Here is an 18,540-nt window from a genome sequence, read left to right on the forward strand (position 1 = left end):
CAGATATAAAAAAACCAACCGCAATAGGTTGGTTTTCTTGGGATTTTTGGTCGGCACGAGAGGATTTGAACCTCCGACCCCCGACACCCCATGACGGTGCGCTACCAGGCTGCGCTACGTGCCGACTCGTGGCTGCTAATACTACCGTTTTCCACACCGATTGCAAGTAAGATATTTTGCTAACTGATTTATAATTAATCAGTTAGCGATAAAACGCTTCTCGTCTGTCAGTACTTGCAATAACAAACTTAACTGTGGTTTTTCATCTTTCACTCTTTCACCACGTAAGTTGTAAGTGCGGTATTTACCGTTATTGTTCAGCACCAGCGTCTTTTTCGGGGTGGTAATTGCCAGCGTATCGTTATCCGCGGCGGTAACCCAGTAATGGCGGCGTTGAGGGTTGAACAAATCCTGACCTTGCGAATATTCGCTGGCAGGTGTGCTGACATGTAGCAGGCGTTGCATCAGCGTCGTCATCAGATCGGTATGATCAGTCAGCGCATTAATACGCTGCGCCGGGGTGCCTGGCCAGTGAATCACTAATGGCACCTGCAGATGACCGTGGGACCAGTCAAAGGTTTCTTCCTCTTCGCTCAGCGGAATACCCCGCCCGGCAGTGATAATCACCACCGTATTGTCCAGTTTGCCAGAATCACGCAGTGCATTGAGCACGCGGTTGATCTGGTCATCGACATTGCCTGCTGCCCGGCTATATTTCCGTGCAAATGCCTGCTGATTGCTGTCGTCAATGTTTGTGCCATTGAAAGAGACCCACGAGAACCAGCGGTTATCTTCTTGTGCGTAGCGGCCCAGCCAGTTGATCCACTGCGTGGCGGTCTGTTCGTCGGATTGGGTGCGTACACTCGGCATCGAGAAATCTGACAACAATGCCTGCCGATACAGCGGGCTGGTAAAGCCATCTGACGAGAATAACCCCAGCTGATAGCCTTGCTGATTAAGCGCAGTAATTAACGCCGCAGGCGTACGGGTCGACAAAATGCCGTCCATATAGCTTGGCGAGATGCCATAAAACAGGCCAAAGATGCCGTTGTCTGTAGTGTTGCCGGAGCTCATATGGCGCGTGAACGAAATATTTTGCTCAGCAAAACCTGCCAGCGCAGGCATCTGCTTCTCGAAGCGTGAGTAGTTCAGGCCATCGACAGTAATCAACAGCACATTCTGCCCGGTGCCCATATCGCGATAGCGCAGTTCGCTTAACGGATACTGAACGGAAACGGCGTCTGGATTGCCTTGCTCAATAAGACGGCGTTGATACTCCTGCGCATCAAGCAGGCCATGCTTCTCAAGAAAACGTCGTGCCGTCATCGGGTACGAAAGCGGCAGGTTAGCGCGCTGCATGGTGATCGGGCGATAGAAGTTGGCATCGGCCCAGATATAAACCACATGCGAGGCGATAAAGGCGATAAATAAGAATGCGGCCAGCGGGCGCGCGAAGCGCCGACGACGCGTCAGGCTGCGCAGCTTTTGCCAGCTCCACGTCGCAAACACCAGTTCAAGCAATAAAATAACCGGCACACTGATGAACATTAGCTGCCAGTCGCGCGCCATCTCATTTTCGTCTGGGTTGATAACCAGCTGCCAGACGATGGGATTAAGATGGAGATGGAAACGAGTAAAGACTTCGCTGTCGATCAGTAATAGCGTCATTCCCGCCGTTGCCAGAATGACGGACAAAAACCTCATCAGCCTCTGGGAGCCGACGATAAAGGTTAGCGGGAAGAGGATCAGCAAGTAGGTGGCGAACACCAGGAAGCTGAAATGACCGATAATGCTTACGTAGGAATAAATGCGACCAGCAAGCGTTGTCGGCCAGTCGGCGATAAACAGGTAACGGCTGCCAATGACGAGCGAAAGCAGAATATTGAACAGTGCAAACCAGTGCCCCCAACTGACCATCTGGGAGACTTTTTCACGGTAGCGCTGACGATGAGTTACCATAACCTGTTATCTGTTTCCCTTAGTGCGCTTTGTCTTCGTTGATAGAGGACTGTAAGGCGCGGGCAAAAGAGTTGGCAATTGCCTGGCGTTGGGCCGGGGCAATGCTGGTGTTGATAAGGTTAGTGACCATGTTGCCTAACACCATCAGGGAAAGGTCGGTCGGAGCCTTATGTTTTTCCAGTATGTTGAGCAGCTCTGCGAGCAATTGTTCAACCTGTTCATCACTGTAGCGGGAAATTTGTGGCATAAATCGAAATCAGTTAGTTGATGAAAGGGCAACATATTACCGTAGCAACGGTTTTTTTTCTGCTTTTTTATGCGTTAAATCATTCTCGTTACGCCGCCTTCTGTAAAATGACCGCCATCTTTTATTGCGTCGCTTAACCGGCGGTGGTTGAATACCGCCCGGTCTTAAAGGAGAGTTTATCATGAGTCTGGATATCAACCAGATTGCTCTGCACCAGCTTATCAAGCGTGATGAGCAGAACCTTGAGCTGGTGTTGCGCGATTCATTGCTGGAACCGACGGAAACCGTCGTTGAGATGGTGGCAGAACTGCATCGGGTCTATAGCGCCAAAAATAAAGCTTACGGCTTGTTTAGCGAAGAGAGTGAACTGGCGCAGACGCTGCGCTTACAGCGTCAGGGCGAAGAGGACTTTCTGGCATTTAGCCGCGCGGCAACCGGTCGCCTGCGTGACGAATTAGCGAAATATCCTTTTGCTGACGGTGGATTCGTGCTGTTTTGCCACTATCGCTATCTGGCGGTGGAGTATCTGCTGGTGGCAGTTCTGAGCAACCTGAGCAGTATGCGTGTTAACGAAAATCTCGACATCAACCCAACCCATTATCTTGATATCAATCATGCGGATATTGTTGCGCGTATCGATTTAACCGAGTGGGAAACCAATCCAGAGTCGACCCGCTATCTCACTTTCCTGAAAGGGCGAGTAGGGCGCAAAGTGGCGGATTTCTTTATGGATTTCCTCGGTGCCAGCGAAGGGTTAAACGCGAAAGCGCAAAACCGTGGGCTGTTGCAAGCGGTCGATGATTTCACTGCCGAAGCACAACTGGATAAAGCAGAGCGACAGAACGTGCGCCAGCAGGTTTATAGCTACTGTAATGAGCAGCTGCAGGCAGGTGAAGAGATTGAACTGGAATCGCTGTCGAAAGAGCTGGCAGGCGTCAGCGAAGTGAGCTTCACGGAGTTTGCGGCTGAAAAAGGCTACGAACTGGAAGAGAGCTTCCCGGCAGACCGTAGCACACTGCGTCAGTTGACGAAGTTTGCCGGTAGCGGCGGTGGCTTGACTATTAACTTTGATGCGATGCTGTTAGGTGAACGCATCTTCTGGGATCCAGCAACCGATACCCTGACCATTAAAGGCACGCCGCCGAACTTGCGCGATCAATTGCAGCGCCGGACGTCTGGCGGCAATTAATCGGTTTTGTGTTCTGAATGCCAGATGCGGCGTGAACGCCTTATCTGGCCTGCAAAAAATAGCGATACCGTAATCAGGCATAATTTGCAGAGACAAAAAACCCCGCCGGAGCGGGGTTTTTTACAACTTATTCAGCAATTAAGCGCGAACGAAGTCGATGTGCAGCAGCTTCGGTTTGTACGGGTGACGCTGTACGTCCTGAGCTTTAACTTTGATTTCTTTACCGTCAACAACGATGGTCAGAACTTCGCTGTAGAATTCAGCTTTAACTTGCATGTTCATGACTTTGTCGTGATCCAGTTCGACAGCCAGCGGCGCTTCTTTGCCACCGTAGATGATTGCCGGGAACTTGTTAGCGGCACGCAGGCGGCGGCTCGCACCCTTACCCTGCTCTTTACGTACTTCTGCGTTGATAGTAAACATTTCTTTCTCTCTTAAATTAATCCTGCTACAGGCGACCCAGCAACAGGTAAGTGATCTGCTTTGCGTATGCAAAAGCGGGCGAGATTCTATACTCAATCGCCTTATACATCAATCAAAACTACCATTAACCGCGTAATTCGTGCGCCCGACGAAAACGACCTTCGTAATCGAACACTTTTTCACGCACTTGCCAGTACTGGCCTTTCATGCGGGCGACGACAAAATCCGGGTGTCGCAATAAGGCTTGCTGGGCGAGGATATCGGCGGCGGTGATCCAGCGCAGCGGGATGCCCGGTGTGCGCGTATGCGGGCGGATAAAAAGTTGCTCGAAGGCAGTTCGCTGGGCGGGCGTTTGCAGACGGAAACGCTCACTCACATCCGCGCCGTCTTCATCGTAATAGGTGATTTTCAACCATTCGCCTTTTTCGTCGTGCCCATGCTGCAAAGACATGCCGCTACAGCGTAATACCAGCGCGTCTTTCAGTCGTAGCGCCGCTTTTAACATATCATCCGGGTCAACCAGAATGGTATCACACTCGCGGCAACGGCGGGCGGCAATATCATTTTCTGCGTTACATTGCGGGCAATTTTTAAAACGGAAACGGAAGTCACACTGTTCGCGATGTCCGTCGTCATCTTCAAACCATCCCTGACAGCGACGACCAAAGTGTTCAATCAATGTCCCGTCGGCAGTCGTTTTCCCCCAAAAGGTGTTGGCAAAACCGCAGGCAGGGCAGAAAACCTGTACCGGAACGTTGTCACTTTTGCCTTTCGGTGTACCAACTTCCGGCGCGTAGAGATCGTGAGGATTACCCGCATAATCAAGAATTAAGCAATCAGTCTTGCCAGGAGCGAGACGCAGACCGCGCCCGACAATTTGTTGGTAAAGACTCACTGATTCGGTAGGGCGCAGAATGGCGATAAGATCGACGTGCGGGGCGTCAAATCCGGTAGTCAGTACCGCGACGTTGACCAGATAGCGAAAACGCTGGGCTTTAAAATCTTCAATTAACACATCGCGCTCAGCGCCGGGTGTGTCGCCAGTAATCAGTGCTGCATCTTCGGCAGGCAGTAATCCCACAATCTCTTTTGCGTGTTCGACCGTCGCGGCGAAAATCATCACCCCTTTGCGCGTTGCAGCAAACTCCATAATCTGGCTGATGATGTGTGGCGTAATGCGTTGCTGTTTTTTCAGCTCGCGGTTGAGATCGGCTTCGCTGAACAGTCCGTTACTCTGTGCCTGCAAGCGGCTGAAATCGTATTGCACTACTGGCATATCCAGCCGTTCTGGCGGCGTCAGATAGCCGTGTTTAATCATATAACGCAGCGGCAGCTCATAAATGCAGTCACGGAAAAGGGCTTTCTCATCGCCGCGTACCATGCCGTGATAATGGAACTGATAAATCCAGCCTTTGCCCAGTCGAAAAGGCGTGGCAGTCAGCCCCAGCAGGCGTAAGTGGGGATTCACTTTTGTCAGGTGAGTGAGGATTTGCTGATACTGGCTCTCTTCATCGTCACCAATACGGTGGCATTCATCGACAATCAACAGCGAAAATTCACCCTGAAAGGCATCAAGATTACGGGCGACCGACTGCACGCTGCCAAATACCACTTTACCGTGGCTCTCTTTGCGCTTTAGCCCGGCGGCAAAAATATCGGCTTCCAGCCCCAGCGCCTGATATTTTGCATGGTTTTGTGCCACCAGTTCTTTAACGTGTGCCAGCACCAGCACGCGACCACGCGCCAGCCGCGCCAGTTCCGCTATCACCAGGCTTTTACCTGCACCGGTGGGCAGCACGATAACGGCAGGGGTTTTATGACGACGAAAATGGTTGAGCGTGGCATCCACGGCTTCTTGCTGATATGGGCGGAGTGTAAAAATCATGGTCTCGCGTAGGTAGATTATTCTGCTAATAGTATGCCACGGATCTTTTTCCCTTGAGGGAAGTTATTAGACCGCTATACTGGGCAGACAACAGTTCAGATTTTCGGGTCATTACCCGACCTCCGTTTTTTACAGGCAAAATCACACACATGCGACTTGATAAATTTATCGCACAGCAACTCGGCGTTAGCCGTGCTATTGCCGGGCGTGAAATCCGCGGCAATCGTGTCACCGTCGATGGCGAAATCGTCCGTAATGCAGCGTTCAAACTGCTCCCTGAACATGATGTCGCTTACGATGGCAACCCGCTGGCGCAGCAACACGGTCCACGTTACTTCATGCTCAATAAGCCTCAGGGCTATGTTTGCTCCACGGACGACCCGGATCACCCAACGGTGCTCTATTTTCTTGATGAACCGGTAGCGTGGAAACTGCACGCTGCAGGGCGTCTGGATATCGATACCACCGGTCTGGTACTAATGACAGATGATGGTCAGTGGTCGCACCGCATTACTTCTCCGCGCCATCATTGCGAGAAGACCTATCTGGTGACGCTGGAATCATCCGTAGCTGACGATACGGCAGAGCAATTTGCTAAAGGCGTGCAGCTGCATAACGAAAAAGATCTCACTAAGCCGGCGGTGCTGGAAGTGATTACCCCAACGCAGGTTCGTCTGACCATCAGCGAAGGGCGTTATCATCAGGTGAAACGCATGTTCGCCGCCGTGGGTAACCATGTGGTTGAGCTGCATCGTGAACGTATTGGCGGCATTACGCTGGATGCTGATTTAGCCCCCGGTGAATATCGTCCGTTAACTGAAGAAGAAATTGCCAGCGTCGTCTAACTTTTCAATGACTTTCAGGAGCCCGTTGTGACCACCCGACAGCATTCGTCGTTTGCTATTGTTTTTATCCTTGGCCTGCTGGCCATGTTGATGCCGCTGTCGATTGATATGTATCTGCCTGCGCTACCGGTAATTTCAGCGCAGTTTGGTGTACCGGCGGGCAGTACGCAGATGACCCTGAGTACTTATATTCTGGGCTTTGCGTTGGGGCAGTTAATCTACGGGCCGATGGCAGACAGCTTCGGGCGTAAGCCGGTGGTTCTTGGCGGTACGCTGGTGTTTGCCGCCGCCGCGGTGGCGTGTGCGTTGGCGCAAACCATCGATCAGCTGATTGTGATGCGTTTCTTCCACGGGCTGGCTGCGGCTGCGGCCAGCGTGGTTATCAACGCTTTGATGCGTGATATCTACCCGAAAGAAGAGTTCTCGCGAATGATGTCGTTTGTCATGCTGGTGACGACCATTGCACCGCTGATGGCACCGATAGTTGGCGGCTGGGTGCTGGTGTGGCTGAGCTGGCATTACATCTTCTGGATCCTCGCCGTGGCGGCGATTCTGGCTTCGGCAATGATCTTCTTTCTGATCAAAGAAACCTTACCACCGGAGCGTCGCCAGCCTTTTCACATTCGTACCACTATTGGTAACTTTGCGGCGTTGTTCCGTCATAAGCGTGTCCTGAGTTATATGCTGGCCAGCGGTTTCAGCTTTGCCGGGATGTTCTCATTCTTAAGCGCCGGACCGTTTGTCTACATTGAAATCAACCACGTCGCGCCGGAAAACTTTGGTTATTACTTTGCGCTAAACATTCTTTTTCTGTTCGTGATGACCATCTTTAACAGCCGCTTCGTCCGCCGTATTGGCGCGTTAAATATGTTCCGCTCGGGGTTGTGGATACAGTTTATTATGGCAGCGTGGATGGTCATCAGTGCACTGCTGGGGCTGGGATTCTGGTCGCTGGTGGTTGGCGTTGCGGCGTTTGTGGGCTGCGTGTCGATGGTGTCATCCAATGCGATGGCGGTCATTCTTGATGAGTTTCCCCATATGGCGGGAACGGCATCTTCGCTGGCAGGAACCTTCCGTTTCGGCATAGGGGCAATTGTTGGCGCATTACTTTCTCTTGCGACCTTTAACTCTGCATGGCCGATGATTTGGTCAATTGCATTCTGCGCAACCAGCTCCATTCTCTTCTGTTTGTACGCCAGTCGGCCGAAAAAACGGTGATCTATTGCACAACGAGGAAGCTAAAAGGCTTCCTTTGTTGATGCATGTCAACCACAAATCTATCATTCCCCCGATATATGTTTATTTTATGTAAAATCAATTTATGTAAAAAGTCACATCATTGTAGTTAAAAAGGTTGAGTTAGATCGCAGAAACGGGTACATATAGCCCCGCAAACGTGACCACGCCCGCAGATATTATTTAAATCAGAGCCATAGAGGCCACGCAGGCGAGGCATCAATCTTTACGATCTGTATAAAGACGGATTGTTGATGATGTGTTAAAATTGATGTAAACAAATTGTGAAGTAAAATGTACTTCCGGGGAAAATAAGTGACTTCATTACAACTCTCAATCGTCCATCGACTGCCGCAGAACTATCGCTGGTCTGCTGGTTTCGCAGGTTCGAAGGTTGAACCGATTCCGCAAAATGGACCGTGCGGTGACAACAGCCTGGTGGCGCTTAAATTGCTTAGCCCGGATGGTGATAATGCATGGTCGGTGATGTACAAACTAAGCCAGGCGTTAAGCGACATCGAAGTTCCATGTTCGGTGCTGGAGTGTGAAGGTGAGCCGTGCCTGTTTGTAAATCGCCAGGACGAATTTGCTGCAACATGCCGATTGAAAAATTTTGGTGTGGCAATTGCCGAACCCTTTTCAAACTACAATCCTTTTTAAGCGTCAGCTCAACGCCAGTAGCTGACGCGTATACTCCTGCTGCGGTGCGGCAAACACGCGCGCGCACGGTCCTTGTTCCACTACTTCCCCTTGTCGCAGTACGATAACCTGATGACATAACGCGCGGACAACGTGCAAATCGTGGCTGATAAACAAATAGGCCAGTTGATGCTTTTGTTGCAATGATATCAATAGCGTCAATATTTGCGCCTGCACCGTTTTGTCGAGTGATGATGTTGGTTCATCAAGAATGATCAGCGAGGGCTTAAGAATTAACGCCCTGGCAATCGCAATACGTTGCCGCTGACCACCAGAGAACTCCGCCGGATAACGGTGGCGTGTTTCAGGATCTAATCCCACTTCATGCATCACGGCTATCACTTGTTGTTCGCGTTGTGCGGCAGAAAGCGTCGGCTGGTGAACCCGTAAGCCTTCCTCAATAATTTGCAAAACGTTGAGTCGTGGGTTGAGTGAGGAGTTTGGATCCTGAAATACCACCTGAATGCGATGACGAATAGGTAACAGCTGGCGGCGATTTAAATTTTGCAGTGGCTGACCGTCAAAGACGATGCTGCCCTGAGAGTTAATCAGTCGCAGCAGCGCCAGTCCCGTCGTGCTTTTCCCGGAACCGGACTCGCCCACTAAACCCAGTGTTTCACCCGCCCGTAGCGTAAAACTGATGTTTTTCACCACCACATTATGATCCACAATGCGCTTCAAGATCCCTTTACGAATGGGGAAGGCAACTTGAAGCTGTTCAACATCTAGCAACGTTGAGGCAGGTTCTGGCAATGGCACCGGGTCGCCAGATGGTTCACTGTTGAGTAGCTTTTGTGTGTAAGGATGAGTGGGTGAGGCAAATAGCGTAGCGGCGTTATTTTTCTCGACACAGCGACCGTTTTGCATTACCGCCACGCGGTGGGCCAGTTTTCTGACAATGCTGAGGTTATGAGTAATAAACAGCATACCCATATTCAGCTCGCCTTGCAGTTCGCGCAACAGCTGTAAAATCTGCGCCTGGACAGAGACGTCCAGCGCGGTGGTTGGTTCATCGGCAATTAATAATTCCGGTCGCGTTAACAGCGCCATCGCAATCATCACCCGCTGGCGTTCGCCGCCGGAGAGCTGATGCGGATAATCTGTCAGCCGTTTTGCCGCCTGGCGGATACCGACGCGATCAAGGCAGTTAAGAATTTCGCCACGAGCCGCTTCCCGACGCATCCCGCGGTGGAGTGAAAGCACTTCATAAAGCTGTTTTTCCAGGGTATGTAATGGATTTAACGACACCATCGGCTCCTGAAAAATCATGGCGATCTTATTACCGCGTACACCGCGCAACGTTTGATCGCTGGCATGAAGCAGCGATTCGCCATGAAAACGAATATCGCCGGAGAGATATTCAACCGGCGGGCAAGGGAGCAGGCGTAAAATTGACAGCGCGGTAACGCTCTTACCTGAACCAGACTCACCTACCAGCGCCAGCGTTTCGCCAGCCGCAATCTGTAGTGAAACATCATTTACTACTGTACGTACGGTTTGCTGATGGCGAAAACCCACCGACAAATTTTCAATCGCTAACAGAGTTTGCGTCATGCTACACCGCCTTATTAGGATCAAATGAGTCGCGGACGGCTTCACCAATAAAGATCAGCAAAGACAACAATATCGCCACCGATAAGAAGGCGGTGATCCCAAGCCACGGGGCCTGAAGGTTATTTTTCCCTTGTAACAGCAGTTCACCGAGTGACGGTGAACCGAGCGGCAGACCGAAGCCGAGGAAATCGAGTGAGGTCAGGGTGGTTATCGAACTACATAAAATAAACGGTAAAAAAGTGAGGGTAGCGACCATGGCATTTGGCAACATATGACGCAGGATGATACTGCGATCGCTGACGCCAAGCGCCTGCGCCGCGCGGATGTAGTCGAAATTACGGGTACGTAAAAACTCCGCCCGCACCACACCGACCAGACTCATCCAGCCAAACAAGACGGTAATTGCCAACAGCCACCAGAAGTTAGGCTGTACGACGCTGGAAAGTAAAATAATCAAAAACAGCGTCGGCATCCCCGACCATACTTCAATAAAACGTTGCCCCCAGAGATCGACTTTACCACCGTAATAGCCTTGTAGCGCCCCCGCCAGCACGCCCATCACGCTGGAGCAGAGGGTCAGCATCAGGCCAAACAGAACTGAGATCCGCGTGCCATAGAGAATGCGCGCCAGCACATCGCCGCCATTGGCATCCGTTCCCAGCCAGTTTTGCCGGGAGGGTGGAGAAGGGAAGGGCTTATCGGTAGCAAAGTTGATACTGGTAGCACCAAAGCGAATCGGTGCCCACAGTACCCAGCCGTTATTTTCCAGCCGTTGTTTCAGCCACGGGTCCTGATAATCAGCCTGACTTGCCAGCGGGCCGCCAAAATCGCTTTCGCTGTAGTTTTTCAACAACGGGAAATACCAACTGCCGTCATAACGCACCAGCAACGGTTTATCGTTGGCGATAAGTTCAGAACACAAACTCAAACCAAACAAGAGGAGGAAAATCCATAACGACCAGTAGCCGCGACGGTTATGGCGAAAACGCGCCCAACGGGCCTGATTGACGGGGCTGAGTCGCGGCATTAGCGTCCCTCAAAATCTATACGCGGATCGACCAGCGTATAGCTGATATCACTGACAATATTCAGCAGCAGGCCAATCAGGGTGAAAATATACAAGGTACCAAACATTACAGGATAATCGCGCGAGACGGTCGCTTCGTAGCCCAGTAAGCCGAGGCCATTGAGTGAAAACATCACCTCAATCAGCAGCGAGCCGGTAAAAAACATGCTGATAAACGTCGCCGGAAAACCGGCAATCACCAGCAGCATGGCGTTGCGGAACACATGTTTCCAGAGAATATTTTTTTCACTTACCCCTTTCGCACGTGCCGTCACCACGTATTGCTTACGCACTTCATCAAGGAATGAGTTTTTTGTCAGCATGGTCAGAGCCGCAAAGCCGCCAATCACTGTCGCCAGCACCGGCAGCGTGATATGCCACAGATAATCGGTGATTTTCTGATACCACGGCAGCGAATCAAAGTTAGCGGAAACCAGGCCGCGCAGAGGGAACAGGTCGAAATAGCTGCCGCCCGCGAAGAAGACAATCAGCAGGATGGCAAACAAAAAGGCCGGAATGGCGTAGCCGATGATGATAAATGCACTACTCCAGACGTCAAAACGGCTCCCATTATAAACAGCTTTGCGAATGCCTAACGGAATCGACACCAGATAGATAATCAGCGTGCTCCACAATCCGAGGGTGATGGAGACCGGCAGACTGTCTTTAATCAGCGTCAGCACCGAGGCGCTGCGAAAAAGGCTGTCGCCAAAATCAAAACGGATGTAGTCCCAGAGCATTTTGAAGTAACGTTCGTGGATCGGCTTATCGAAACCGTAGCGATGAGTGATCTCGGCGATCACTTCTGGATCTAATCCGCGTCCGCCACGGTAATTACTGTCGCTGATATTGCCGACGCCCGTTTGCGCATGGCTGGCGCGAACACCTTCACCGCCTGCGCCGGGTAATACTCCGGCATTGCCAAACTCAATGGCGGCGATGGCCTGGTCGACCGGACCGCCAGGCGCAATTTGCACGATGAAAAAGTTGATAGTGATAATCGCCCATAGCGTTGGGATCACCAGCAACAGACGGCGAATCAGATAAGCGCCCATCTACTCTCCCTGTTGTCTGGCTGACGGCAGTTTCGTCGCTTTGTTAACGTCATACCACCAGGTATCGATACCCAGGCTGTAAACAGGGCGTACAGCGGGTTGGGAGAATTTATCCCACCAGGCGAGACGGTCTTCCGCCATGTACCACATTGGCAGCATGTAATAATTCCACGTTAATACGCGATCCAGTGCTCGTCCCAACGGCAGTAATTTTTCTTTATTTCCCTGCGCGGCAATAATTTGGTTGATCAGCGAGTCGATAACCGGGCTTTGCACGCCGGGGGCATTATAAGTGGAATTGATATATTCCGATGACCAGGAAATCTGTAAATCGGAACTGGGCCACGGCATCGCCCGCCATACGCGCGGCATCATGTCATAGTCGCGACTGCGCATGCGGTTGGTGATTTGCGAGTTATCCACCTTGCGAATGTCCATGTTGATACCCAGCCGTTGCAGGCTGTGCTGGAACGGCAATACCCACTGACTATTGCTGCTTGCGGGAAGCAATAATTCAAAGCTGAGTGGCTGACCCGTTGTGACATTAACGCGTTGCTGACCCTTCAACACCCAGCCTGCTTCGTTGAGAAGTTTGTCGGCTTTTAACAGGTTGTCACGATCGTAGCCATCGCCTTTGGATACCGGCGGCTGGTAGATTTGCGTGAAGACTTCTGGCGGTAGATCTTTTTTCATTGGTGCCAGAAGCACCAGCTCCGCGGCGTCGGGGTAATTTCTGGCCGCATATTCGGTATTCTGAAAATAACTGTTCGTGCGACTCCAGGCATTGTAAAACAACGCTTTGTTCATCCATTCAAAGTCAAAGGCGAGAGTGATCGCTTCCCGGACCCGGCGATCGCTGAATACCGGACGTTGGATATTAAACGCCAGCCAGCGCGTATCCTGGGCTGATTCGTTCTTTTGCTCATCTTTGATGATGTATTTTTTATCGAAATTTTTACCGGTATAGCGCGTGGCCCAGTTTTTGGCGTCGTTTTCCATACGCAAATCAAAGGCTCCTGCTTTAAACGCTTCAAAGGCGACATTATCATCGAGGTAATAATCGTAGCGAATGGTGTCGAAATTCCAGCGTCCACGGTTTACCGGTAAGTTTGCTGCCCAGTAATCTTTCACGCGGGAATAGACAATATTTTGCCCCATTTTCCAGGACGTAATGCGGTACGGACCACTGGCAAGCGGAGGCGTGGCGAGCGGGTCGCTAAGTTTGTGATCTTTCCAGTACTTTTCTGGAAATACCGGCAGCGAAAACAGACTCAGCATATCTTCTTTGCCGGGTTTAGCTAACTCAATGCGCACGGTTAACGGCGCAATGGCTTTGACGGTGGTGCCTTTGTAGACCAGACGAAATTGCGGCACGCCTTCGGTCATAAATTTTTGAAAAGTAAACTCTACATCGCGGGCAGTAATGGGCGAACCATCATGAAAACGGGCGCGTGGATTAATAGCGACCTCCACCCAGGAATAATCTTCAGCATAGCGTGCGCTTTCAGCAATCAGCGGGTAATAACTGCCTGGTTCGTCATCGGAAGTCGTAAATAGCGTGTCGTACAGCTGCTCGGTGCGTGCGCCCGGATTGCCGCGCAGTGCATAGCGGTTGAAATTATCGAAGGTGCCGAGGGCAGACAACGTTATTTGCCCACCTTTTGGCGCGGCGGGGTTCACATAATCAAAATGGTTGAAATTAAATGCGTACCGGGGTTCGCCCAGTACGGCAAAGGCATAGCTTTCCTTGATAGCCTGCGCCTGCGCACCAAAGGTGAACAGAGCGATAAACAGCAGCAGTATGCGCACAATCATCTGCAACGGATTTCCTTTTACTCATCATTAGCCGCAATCCGGCATGCTTTCACTATGAATAATAAGGGACGTAAGCACACCTTACCACTGCGGCGTATACGGTTTCTTCAGCCAGCGAACAAAATCGTCCAGCGGTAACGGGCGACTAATCCAGTAGCCTTGCATGAAATTAACGCCGCGTTCGCTTAGCCATCGTGCCTGTTCTGGCGTTTCGACCCCTTCAGCAACTGTCAGCATATTGAGACGTTTCGCCAGCGTCAGCACCGCGTCAAGTACGGGTGAAGTGATCGTTTCCGTACCGATGGCGTTGATAAATCCACGATCAATTTTCAGATAATCGAGCGTAAAACGCTCAAGATAGATAAGCGCGCTGTGCCCGGTGCCGAAGTCATCAATAGCAATTTCTACGCCGACCGAATGCAGCCAGGCGAAGAGTTGTGTGGCTTCTCGCTCTTTCAGCATATCGCGCTCGGTAATTTCCAGCACAATCTGGAAATGGTGTGCGGGCAGGGAAGTGAGCAGTTTCTGGATATCCGCTTTAAAGCTTTCGCTGTGCAAGTGGGCCGGCGCAATGTTAATGCCAAATTTGACGCCTACCGGCAGTACTTTTTCTAATTCTGCGGCATCGCGGGCAATCAACTCAAACAGGTGCTGAGTCAGTGGCACAATCATCTTTTGCGCTTCGGCAAAGTTAATGAAGGCATCCGGGGGGATTTCACCTGCTACTGGATGCCGCCAGCGTAGCAGTACTTCCAGGCCCGTTACCCGCAAAGCTTGTGTATCAACCACCGGTTGATACACCACGTAAAATTGTTCGCGCTTGATGGCGGTCATGATTTCTCTGCCTGGGCGCATACGCACACTCATCAGGTAATAGCAGAGAAGTCCAACGAAAGTTCCACTCATGCCACCCAGTAAAAATGCGTACCACACATCGTTCCATGTCCAGTCATCTGCATAAAGCCGAACAGTCAGAGGAATGCCCGCAATTTTAGTTTCACGGACCGGCATGTCGGTTAATTCATTAACGTTCATCAAACGTGAAGAAAAGGTAGATAGCGCAGTATTACCAATAATGAGGGCTAGGCCATCGTAATCTTCCTGCCGTGAACTATAAAAGAGTGAAGGCGTCAGGTTGAGATTCAGAGCGGCAAACACGCCGCTATTTTTCAGCAAAGGGTTGCGATACCAGATGACGATTGCGGGTTTGTTCGGCACCATCGGCGTGCCGGGTAAGATTGCCATATCGACGTTTTTATTAATGTCGAGCGCCGGAATCAATTCATTGAGTGGAATGTCCATCTCACCAGTTGCAGATGAACAGAATGTTTTTTTATCTTTTACCAGCACAAACGTACGAACATTCATGCTAAACGCCGCGCGGGCGGTCAGTTCGGGGTTAGCCTGCTGGCAGGTATCTAAGGTCAGCGGCTGGAGCCGGTCAGTAGTGGATTTAAGGTCGGCAAAATAGGTATCGAGATACTTTTGTACGTCGGTAATCAGTGTGTCGTATTTGACTTCGTGCTTATGCCAGGCCACTAAAAACTGAAGGCAGCTCACCAGTATCGCAATCATCACGCCTGCAACAATGCAGGTAAGCAGGAGCTTACGTCCAGAATTGGGAGCGCGTATAAACATGATTCCGTTAATTTCCTGAAATTACGACAACATTTAAAAGATAACAATGACCGGACTATAGCCTGGATCAAGACGCGGAAACATCATTTTCTCTGATGAATGAAAACAAAAAAGCACTGCCTAAGCAGTGCTTTCAGTTAACTCGTCAGGATAGCCAAGGGATTGCATCCAAACGGTTTATTAGCTGCGGCTGAGAACCCGGCGTGCTTCGTTGTAACGCTTCTTCCAGTATGGTTCATTCATGCTGGAAATAATAACACCACTGCTGGTGGAAGCATGGACAAACTGGTTGTTGCCGATATAAATACCGACATGGCGTCCCGTTGAACCGGCACGGAACAGAACTAAATCACCCGTACGCAAATTACTGCGGGAAACAGATTTACCCATTTCCTGCTGTTCATAAGTCGAACGCGGAAGTTCTAAGCCAAATTGCTCACGGAATGTACGCTGTACGAAACCAGAACAATCGATACCTTTTTTAGTGCTGCCGCCCAGACGATAGCGTACGCCTTTCCAGTCAGCATACTGATCCATAATTCGCGATTTTACGTCGACATTACGAACCAGGTTTTCAAATTCATCCTGAGAAGCTTGCAGTGATGATGTTTCACTACCCACTGCACGTGTCTCAGGATGCATATTCTTTGCGGTGTTATTTGCACTACATGCAGAAAGCAGAACCGCTACTGCAATCGCGGGTATCCCGCGCAAGATATATCTCAAAATCGGTTGAGATTTGACCATGTTGTTTGTTTTCCCTTGAAGTCCTTAACGACAAATATCGTTATAAAAAAATGCCAAGCGACACGAGACTAATTACCTGGGCATGTTGAAACAATTCCTTAAGGCCAAATCTGTGGACTAACGCACAAAATTATATGCTGTGAGGATAATCTACCGCCGAGGCAAAACGAGTTCGAGATTACCCGATTGGTGCGGTCTTGGCGAGCGGTTTTACATGATTTTTTATAAGAAAAAGTGATACAGAAAGTTAATCAGCGGGATTGGTCAATTAAAGTACGATTGAGTGAAACGCATGCAATCCATTCATTTACTTAGAGAATGATTTTTGCGCTCGATGGATGAAAGCAGGAGGCGCATCATCAGGATTATCCTCACTATAAAAATAAACCTGATGATGTTAATTACTGTGAGTTATTTGTTTTGGAAATGTTTGTTTTTTCCAGGTAGTGATTTGTCAAAAAAGGTGATTAATCGATCACTTAATGGCGTCAGCAACACCCAGGGCAAGCCGATCAATATCACGGTCATGGAACCGACGATGATGTCAGTAAACCAGTGTGCGCCAATCATTACTCTGGGAAACGCAAAAACCACAAAAATAATAAGGGCGATAAGGCCTGCAACTTTGCCGAAATAACGCCACATGAATGCCGAAAAAATAAGCAGCATCATACCGTGATCGCCGGGAAAGCTATCTCGTGAGGCATCTTTCGTGGGAACAGAGAGCAGTTCGCTGACGCGGTTAATATTGGTAAAAGTCAACGTTGGGCTGGCCCGTTTTACAGGAATTAATGCCTGACCCAGCTGGTTTAATACCACTGCAGTTAATAGCATGACCAGACCAATAATCACGATACGTCGTCTGCCTGGGGCGTTTTCTTTCAGCCAGAAACTCAGCATCAACATTCCCATCGCCAGCAGTGAACAACCGTCGAAAGCGCGATTGTTGGTCAATGCAACCAGCCATAAAAAGGCCTTACTTTCGACCAGTTTCTGATTAAAGAAATAAAAAATATCCGCATCAATCGGCAACCAGAATCCATGATTAATGGGAATATACCAGGAAAGAAACAGCGCGAGGCCGACAATATTCAACAACACTATTTGCGGCAAATTTTTAATCATATTTTCTCTAATTATCTTACTGAAAAACGCAGGCAACCTTACGCGGTAGTCGCTAAACGAAGCTTCAACAGCGCGCTCTGCAAGGCATTCCAGTCAGCTTCGCTGCTGGAAATCAGCTCAATACGACTGTCCGGTGGCGCAACGTTTTGCGTTTCAATGTGCAGGTCATCGCCCTGACGGTTGATTCGCACCAGCCCTTCGGGAATACGCAGCACGCCTTTGACGCGTTCCACCGGTGCAAGTCGCGCCCATTCCAGAATACCAATGGTGTCGAATACCGTATCAGCGTCGAATATCCAGCCACAGGCCTGATGCCCTTGTCCGCTGTTCAGACTGCGACGCCAGCGTTGATGCTCTGGCAGTCTTAACGCTGCTAACCCTTTTTTCACGCTATGCTGATGAGAATGCGCGGCGCTGGCGGGCAACTCGGCTAAATTGCGACGCGGCAAATCCAGAAGATGACCGTCAATTTTTCCATGCTCGCTGTGAATTAATTGCCGATCGCCACCATTTTGCTGCCACCAGCGCTCTAGCGCTTGCTCACTTTCGGGCGTCGCACGGTCGGATTTATTGGCGACAATAATGTCTGCGGCAGCCAGCTGGTCACGGAAGTTTTCATTGCTGGCGCTTTTTTCGTCCAGCAACAGGCGTGGATCGAGAATGCACAACGTGGCGCGCAGATCTATCCACGGTTCATAGACGGGTGCGGTTAAGAGATCGAGGATCTGTTTCGGATGGCCCAGCCCGGTCGGCTCTATCAACAAGCGGTCTGGTTTTCCCTGACGCAGTAAGGTATTCAACCCTACCTGCATGGGTAAACCATTAACGCAGCACATGCAACCGCCGGGGATCTCTTTCAGCAGTGCGCCGCTATCGGCGAGCAAAGCACCATCAATTCCGACTTCCCCAAATTCATTAACCAGTACCGCCCATTTTTCGTTGGGATCTTTATGGGCTAACAGATGAAGAATCGACGTAGTTTTCCCACTGCCGAGAAAACCGGTGATGAGGTTGGTTCTGGTCACAACGGCTCCGCAATACTCTGGTAAGTTAACTG

The 18,540-nt window shown here is 50.4% G+C and carries 16 protein-coding genes and 1 tRNA gene; 4 read left to right on the forward strand and 13 right to left on the reverse strand.

What is annotated here, in order from left to right:
- Positions 1-47: 47 nt before the first annotated feature.
- The 3 genes from ACJHYO_RS13905 to ACJHYO_RS13915 all read right to left on the reverse strand — a co-directional run bounded on the left by ACJHYO_RS13905 (position 48) and on the right by ACJHYO_RS13915 (position 2,206).
- Positions 48-124: transfer RNA gene (locus ACJHYO_RS13905), tRNA-Pro, on the reverse strand.
- Positions 125-198: 74 nt separating this feature from the next.
- On the reverse strand, positions 199-1,959 hold the full coding sequence (gene yejM / locus ACJHYO_RS13910) for an LPS biosynthesis-modulating metalloenzyme YejM (protein WP_000256203.1): 1,761 nt from the start codon (positions 1,957-1,959) through the stop codon (positions 199-201).
- 19 nt (positions 1,960-1,978) lie between these two features.
- On the reverse strand, positions 1,979-2,206 hold the full coding sequence (locus tag ACJHYO_RS13915; RefSeq protein ID WP_001135664.1) for a YejL family protein: 228 nt from the start codon (positions 2,204-2,206) through the stop codon (positions 1,979-1,981).
- Positions 2,207-2,387: 181 nt separating this feature from the next.
- Between ACJHYO_RS13915 and yejK the strand changes: the two genes are divergently transcribed.
- Positions 2,388-3,395, forward strand: a complete 1,008-nt coding sequence (yejK, locus tag ACJHYO_RS13920; protein ID WP_000050789.1) for a nucleoid-associated protein YejK — start codon at positions 2,388-2,390, stop codon at positions 3,393-3,395.
- Positions 3,396-3,533: 138 nt separating this feature from the next.
- Here the strand turns inward: yejK and rplY are convergent, their stop codons facing one another.
- Positions 3,534-3,818, reverse strand: a complete 285-nt coding sequence (gene rplY / locus ACJHYO_RS13925) for a 50S ribosomal protein L25 (protein WP_000494186.1) — start codon at positions 3,816-3,818, stop codon at positions 3,534-3,536.
- A gap of 124 nt (positions 3,819-3,942) precedes the next feature.
- A complete protein-coding gene (locus ACJHYO_RS13930) occupies positions 3,943-5,703 on the reverse strand; it encodes a DEAD/DEAH box helicase (protein ID WP_000578053.1) in 1,761 nt (586 codons plus the stop codon).
- A 149-nt stretch (positions 5,704-5,852) separates the two neighbouring features.
- Between ACJHYO_RS13930 and rsuA the strand changes: the two genes are divergently transcribed.
- The 3 genes from rsuA to ACJHYO_RS13945 all read left to right on the forward strand — a co-directional run bounded on the left by rsuA (position 5,853) and on the right by ACJHYO_RS13945 (position 8,444).
- Complete coding sequence (rsuA, locus tag ACJHYO_RS13935) at positions 5,853-6,548, forward strand: 16S rRNA pseudouridine(516) synthase RsuA (RefSeq protein ID WP_085455441.1); 696 nt, start codon at positions 5,853-5,855, stop codon at positions 6,546-6,548.
- Positions 6,549-6,575: 27 nt separating this feature from the next.
- Positions 6,576-7,766 (forward strand): multidrug efflux MFS transporter Bcr, encoded by a 1,191-nt coding sequence (gene bcr / locus ACJHYO_RS13940; protein ID WP_000213379.1) that lies wholly within the window; start codon positions 6,576-6,578, stop codon positions 7,764-7,766.
- A gap of 333 nt (positions 7,767-8,099) precedes the next feature.
- The gene (locus tag ACJHYO_RS13945; RefSeq protein ID WP_000202798.1) at positions 8,100-8,444 is read left to right on the forward strand and encodes a YejG family protein; all 345 of its coding nucleotides are present in this window, start codon (positions 8,100-8,102) and stop codon (positions 8,442-8,444) included.
- Between the two features lie 3 nt (positions 8,445-8,447).
- Here ACJHYO_RS13945 and yejF read toward each other — a convergent pair whose 3' ends face one another.
- The 8 genes from yejF to yeiR form a co-directional block, all read right to left on the reverse strand.
- Positions 8,448-10,037, reverse strand: coding sequence for a microcin C ABC transporter ATP-binding protein YejF (yejF, locus tag ACJHYO_RS13950; RefSeq protein ID WP_340531210.1), 1,590 nt, complete (start codon positions 10,035-10,037; stop codon positions 8,448-8,450).
- Position 10,038: 1 nt separating this feature from the next.
- Positions 10,039-11,064, reverse strand: a complete 1,026-nt coding sequence (locus ACJHYO_RS13955; protein ID WP_001683059.1) for an ABC transporter permease — start codon at positions 11,062-11,064, stop codon at positions 10,039-10,041.
- Entirely contained in the window at positions 11,064-12,158 is a 1,095-nt protein-coding gene (locus ACJHYO_RS13960; RefSeq protein WP_000501604.1) for a microcin C ABC transporter permease YejB, read from the reverse strand. Before ACJHYO_RS13960 ends, ACJHYO_RS13955 begins: the two co-directional genes overlap by 1 nt.
- Entirely contained in the window at positions 12,159-13,973 is a 1,815-nt protein-coding gene (locus tag ACJHYO_RS13965; RefSeq protein ID WP_001337883.1) for an extracellular solute-binding protein, read from the reverse strand.
- An 81-nt stretch (positions 13,974-14,054) separates the two neighbouring features.
- Entirely contained in the window at positions 14,055-15,611 is a 1,557-nt protein-coding gene (locus ACJHYO_RS13970) for a cyclic di-GMP phosphodiesterase (protein ID WP_000470587.1), read from the reverse strand.
- Between the two features lie 180 nt (positions 15,612-15,791).
- Entirely contained in the window at positions 15,792-16,358 is a 567-nt protein-coding gene (mepS, locus tag ACJHYO_RS13975; protein WP_000241011.1) for a bifunctional murein DD-endopeptidase/murein LD-carboxypeptidase, read from the reverse strand.
- Positions 16,359-16,769: 411 nt separating this feature from the next.
- A complete protein-coding gene (lpxT, locus tag ACJHYO_RS13980; RefSeq protein ID WP_001296239.1) occupies positions 16,770-17,483 on the reverse strand; it encodes a Kdo(2)-lipid A phosphotransferase in 714 nt (237 codons plus the stop codon).
- 38 nt (positions 17,484-17,521) lie between these two features.
- Positions 17,522-18,508 (reverse strand): zinc-binding GTPase YeiR, encoded by a 987-nt coding sequence (yeiR, locus tag ACJHYO_RS13985; protein ID WP_000198796.1) that lies wholly within the window; start codon positions 18,506-18,508, stop codon positions 17,522-17,524.
- Positions 18,509-18,540: the final 32 nt, after the last annotated feature.

It is taken from the genome of Escherichia sp. WS1118, assembly GCF_046487695.1.
GTDB lineage: Bacteria > Pseudomonadota > Gammaproteobacteria > Enterobacterales > Enterobacteriaceae > Escherichia > Escherichia coli.